The sequence below is a fragment of the Arthrobacter sp. genome, from assembly GCF_030540645.1.
GTDB lineage: Bacteria > Actinomycetota > Actinomycetes > Actinomycetales > Micrococcaceae > Specibacter.
Map to the genome: position 1 here is coordinate 1 of NZ_JAUNVV010000051.1, position 5,175 is coordinate 5,175.

Annotated in this window: 2 protein-coding genes; both read right to left on the reverse strand. The window is 64.0% G+C overall.

What is annotated here, in order from left to right:
* Window positions 1-6: 6 nt before the first annotated feature.
* Complete coding sequence (locus Q4P21_RS10500; RefSeq protein WP_303388725.1) at window positions 7-2,535, reverse strand: excinuclease ABC subunit UvrA; 2,529 nt, start codon at window positions 2,533-2,535, stop codon at window positions 7-9.
* A 138-nt stretch (window positions 2,536-2,673) separates the two neighbouring features.
* Window positions 2,674-5,175, reverse strand: a 2,502-nt coding sequence (locus tag Q4P21_RS10505; protein ID WP_303388726.1) for a DEAD/DEAH box helicase, incomplete at its 5' end; no start/stop codon positions are given.

The following is a 5,175-nucleotide window of genomic DNA, read 5'->3' on the forward strand; positions in this document are numbered from 1 at the left end:
GCGGATCTAGCGCTTGTCGGTGGCCACGGCCAGATACGGAGCGGTGCGGCTTCCTTCCACGGCGGCCACCTCTTCCGGGGTGCCTGCGGCCATGAGACGTCCGCCGTCGGCCCCGCCGGAAGGACCGAGGTCCATCACCCAATCAGCTGAGGCGACGACATCCATGTCATGTTCCACAACCACCACGGTGTTGCCGGCGTCCACCAGACGGTTGAGCTGGTGCAGCAACAGGCGGACGTCCGCCGGGTGGAGTCCGGTGGTGGGCTCATCCAGCAGGTAGAGGGTGTGCCCCTTGCGGGCGCGTTGGAGTTCCGTGGCCAGCTTGATGCGCTGGGCTTCACCTCCGGAGAGTTCGGTTGCCGGCTGGCCCAGTCGTAGATAGCCCAACCCCACCTCTCGAAGCGCTGCCAAGCTGCGGGCGGCCGCCGGAATGTCCGCTAGGAACACTGCTGCAGCATCGACCGTCAGCGAAAGAACGTCGGCGATATTTTTCCCGCGATATTCCACTTCCAGGGTTTCTTCGTTGAAGCGTGCGCCATGGCAAACCGGGCAAGGGCCATAACTGCCAGGGAGAAACAAGAGCTCCACGGACACCGATCCTTCCCCCAGGCAGTTCTCACACCGCCCGCCAGCGACGTTGAATGAGAACCGGCTGGGGCTGAAACCGTGCTCCTTGGCTTCGTCCGTGGCCGCGAACTCGCGTCGAACGGCGTCGAACAAGCCGGTGTAGGTGGCCAGGTTGGAGCGAGGCGTGCGGCCGATGGGGCGCTGGTCCACCTCCACCAGCCGATCCACCGCGTCCAACCCGCTGACGGCAGCCACCGCCGTGTCCACGGACTGCACCTGCGCGCCGTTCTCCAACCCGTCGCGTGACTCAAAGGCTGCGGAGAGGACCTTCAGCAGCGAGGACTTGCCCGAACCGGACACCCCTGTCACTGCGCTCAGCACCCCCACCGGCACCGAAACCTCCAGGTTTTGAAGGTTGTGCAACGAGGCCTGGCGAATGTGAAGGCGGCCAAGTTCCTGACGCCTGCCTTGCCTGGGTGGCCGCCTGCCGCCTGCCGTGCCGCCATCCAACGCTTCCAGCGGCGATGCCGGGGAGTCGCCGTCGAGCAGGAAGGGGCGTGTGAGGGACTCTTTGACATCAGCCAAACCCGGCACCGGGCCGCTGTAGAGGATCCACCCGCCGTCGACCCCTGCCCGGGGTCCGACGTCGACAATCCAGTCGGCGCGGCGCACCAGGTCCATGTTGTGCTCAACGACGAAGACGGTGTTGCCGCCAGCACGCAGCTGGGCCAGAACCTCCAACAGCGGCTCGGTGTCCGCCGGGTGCAGGCCGGCCGAGGGCTCATCCAAGACATAGATGACGCCGAAAAGTCCGGAGCGCAGCTGTGTGGCGATCCGCAGCCGCTGCATCTCTCCGGGGGAGAGCGTCGGGGTGGCGCGGCCCAGGCTGAGGTAGCCCAACCCCAAGTCCAAAAGCACCCCCACACGCTGCAGCAGGTCCTTGGCGATGGCCGCCCCCACTGCTTCCCGCGATCCATCGGACCCGGCAGGGGTGTTGGTGAGCGGGCGCAGCGCATCCTTGAATTCCTTCAACGGCAGGGCATTCATCTCCGCGATATTGCGCCCGGCGACGCGCACTGCCAAAGCGTCCGGCTTGAGACCGCTGCCACCACATTCAGTACAGGGCCCAGAGTGCATGAAGGCCAAGGCCCGCTCGCGCATGGGCGCGCTCTTTGAATCCGCCAGCGTGTGCAAGACGTGGCTTCGGGCACTCCAGAACCTGCCCTTGTAAGGTTTTTCGATCCTGTCCCGCAGCGGCGTGACGGTCACGACAGGCTGTTCCTCAGTGAACAGGATCCAGTCGCGCTGCTTTTGGGGCAGCTTCTTCCAGGGAATCTCGACGTCGTATCCCAGTTTGACGAGTATGTCGCGGAGGTTTTTGCCCTGCCAGGCGCCCGGCCAGGCGGCGACGGCCCCTTCGCTGATGCTCAGCTCGGGGTTCGGCACGAGGGACTCCTCGCTGACAGTGTGCGCGGTGCCTAAACCGTGGCAAACGGGGCACGCACCGGTGACGGTGTTGGGGGAGAAGGAATCGGAATACAGGATGCCGGAGCCGTCCGGGTAGTCACCGGCACGGGAGAAGAGCATGCGCACAGAGTTGGACAGCGTGGTCACGGTGCCCACTGAAGACCGTGTGCTGGGTGTGCCGCGACGTTGCTGCAGCGCAACGGCAGGGGGCAGCCCGGTGATGGATTCCACGTGGGGGTTGCCGCCCTGCTGGATCAACCGGCGGGCGTACGGGGCAACGGATTCGAAGTACCGGCGCTGCGCCTCGGCAAAGATCGTGCCGAAGGCCAAGGAGGACTTGCCGCTGCCGGAAATGCCGGTGAAGGCGACGATCGCGTCACGGGGCACATCGACGTCGACGTTCTTGAGGTTGTTTTCCTGCGCCCCACGAACCCTGACGAACCCGTCCAACAAGTCCTCGGCGGACGGCGGGACGGGCAACATCGATTCAATACTCTCCATTTCCCCCACACTAGGGGACTGGCCGGTGGCATGGGCGTTTCTTCTCACTGGGCGAACGCGCCGGAACCGCGGTCCGCGCAGCACAACTGGTGAACACGCGGTGCACGGGTCGGGATGGGGCCCTGGGCACGGTGCGGATCAAGCCTCGAACAGACTGCGCACGTCGTCGGCGGAGAGCGTGGAGGAGAACATGGCGTCGTCGTCCATCACGGCGGAGAACAGCTTCGCCTTCTTCTCCTTCAATGCCATCACTTTTTCCTCAATGGTGTCCTTGGCGACCAGCCGGTAAACCATCACGTTCTTTTTCTGCCCGATTCTGTGGGTGCGGTCCACCGCCTGGTTCTCCGTGGCAGGGTTCCACCACGGGTCCAGCAGGAAACAATAGTCCGCCTCCGTCAGGTTCAAGCCGAACCCGCCGGCCTTGAGGCTGATCAGAAAAACCGGTGCCGTGCCGGATTTGAATTTCTCGATGACGTCGCCGCGCTTGCGGGTCTTGCCGTCAAGATAGGCGTACTCGATGCCGGCCGCATCCAGTCGTTCGGCGGCCTTGCCCAGGAAGCTGGTGAACTGGCTGAAGATCAGCGCCCGATGCCCCTCCGCCACCACGTCCTGCAAATGATCAAAGAGCACGTCAAGCTTGCTCGAAGGGGAGCTGGCATATTTCGCATCCACCAGTGAGGCATCAAGGCTGAGCATGCGCAGCGTCGTCAGCGACTTGAAGATCGCAAACCTGTTCTTGTCCACGTCCCCGAGCATGCCGAGCACCTTTTGGCGTTCACGCTGCAAGTGGCGCTGGTAGATTCGCCGGTGCCGCGGCGCCAGTTCCAGCTCCAAGAGCTGTTCCTGCTTGGGTGGAAGGTCCTTGGCGACGGCATCTTTGGTGCGCCGCATGATCAAGGGGCGTATCCGGCGTCGTAGTTGCCTCAGCTTGTCCGCATCCCCCTCCTTCTCCACTGGTTTGCTGTAGTAGTCGGCGAAGGTTTTTGCCGAAGGGAACAGCCCCGGAGCCGTGATGGCGAACAGTGACCACAACTCCATCAGGTTGTTTTCCAGGGGGGTGCCGGTGATGGCCATCTTGAACGGTGCCGGGAACATGCGCGCATTGCGGCTGGCCTGCGTGGAAGGGTTTTTCACAAACTGGGCCTCGTCAAGGATCAATCCTGCCCACTTTTGCCCCGCGTACGCCTCGTTGTCGAGCCGGAACAGCGTGTAGGAAACCACCACGACGTCGGCCCCGGCCACCAGCGCTGCCGCATCCGTGCCGCTGCGGGACAGGGTGTCCGTTACGGCAGTGGTCCGCAGGCCCGGGGCAAACCGGCGGGCCTCGGCTACCCAGTTCGGCACCACCGAGGTGGGGGCCACCACAAGGAACGGAGCGGCCTTCGTCCCTGCGCCGGCCTTTGCCTGGGTGTGGCAAATAAGCGCCAGCGTTTGCAAGGTTTTTCCCAAGCCCATGTCGTCGGCAAGCACGCCGCCGAGCCCGTTCTCCTGAAGGAACACCAGCCAGTTGAACCCCTCGTGCTGATAGGGGCGAAGCGATGCCTGCAAGGTGGCGGGGACGGGGACGGGCTTCACTCCGGGGAGCTCCAGCAGCCCCGACACCTGGGTCCGCCACGACTGGGCTTGTGCGGACGTGGTGGCCAGCTCGGCCAGTTCGTCCCACAGCCCGGCCTGGTAGCGGCTGATCTTCAGCGTTTCACCGGGTTCCTGCAGGGAGCGGGCCTCTTCGATGAGGGTGCGCAGCTGCTGAAACTCGGTTTGGGCAAGGGTGAAGTAGTGGCCGTTGGGTAGCATCAAGTGCTCTTCGCCGTCGGCCAGCGCGCGGAACAAGTGGCCAAACGGCACGTCGGTGCCGCCAATATTGACGGAGACGCCCAGATCAAACCAGTCACGGTCGTTGGTTTCGGTGGTGCTGATGCCAATCTGCGGGGTCTGGGTTAGCTCAGTGTAGTCCGGTGTGATTCCGCTGGCATCCACCCTGACATGGTCAAGACTGGCTAGTGCTGGCAGCGCCTCGTTGCTGAAACGCGCCGCTGCCACCTCCTTCAAGCGGACCGGTGCATTGCTGCCTGGATACTGGCTCGGCGCGTGCGGGAATGGTTCTTGTACCGGTGCGGGGAACTGCGCCAATGCGGCGGAAACCAAAGCAAGCAACCGTGTTTCAAAGGAGGTATCACGGTAGTCGCTGGGATCTGCCACCATGGGGCGCCGGGCAACCATGCCGTCCAGGTTGTACTCCCAATGCCAATGCAACTCCAGCGAGGGGCCGCCTTGCGTTGGAGTTGGGGCGTGGGTCGACGTCAGCACCAGCGTCGGCTCCTTGAACTCTGGCACGGTAGCCGAGCCATCGCTGGAGATCAGCTCTACTGCGGAACCCAAGCCCTGGCGCAGCAGCGGGTAATAGCTGCTCATGAATCGTTCCCGGCCGGATACCGGAATCTTCACGGGGGAGCGGCCGTCAACCAAGGCGCGCACTGCATTGCTGACAACGTGGGTAACAGGAGCCAGCGAAATGTTGCTCTGGGCCAGCGTTTTCTGCAGGGAAGGTTCGTTGGCTTTGCCTCCGTCCCACCAGAAAAGTCCATGCGACGGCGCGCCCAGCATGCCGATGGCAGCAGGGTCCAAGTCAACGCCGTCGGC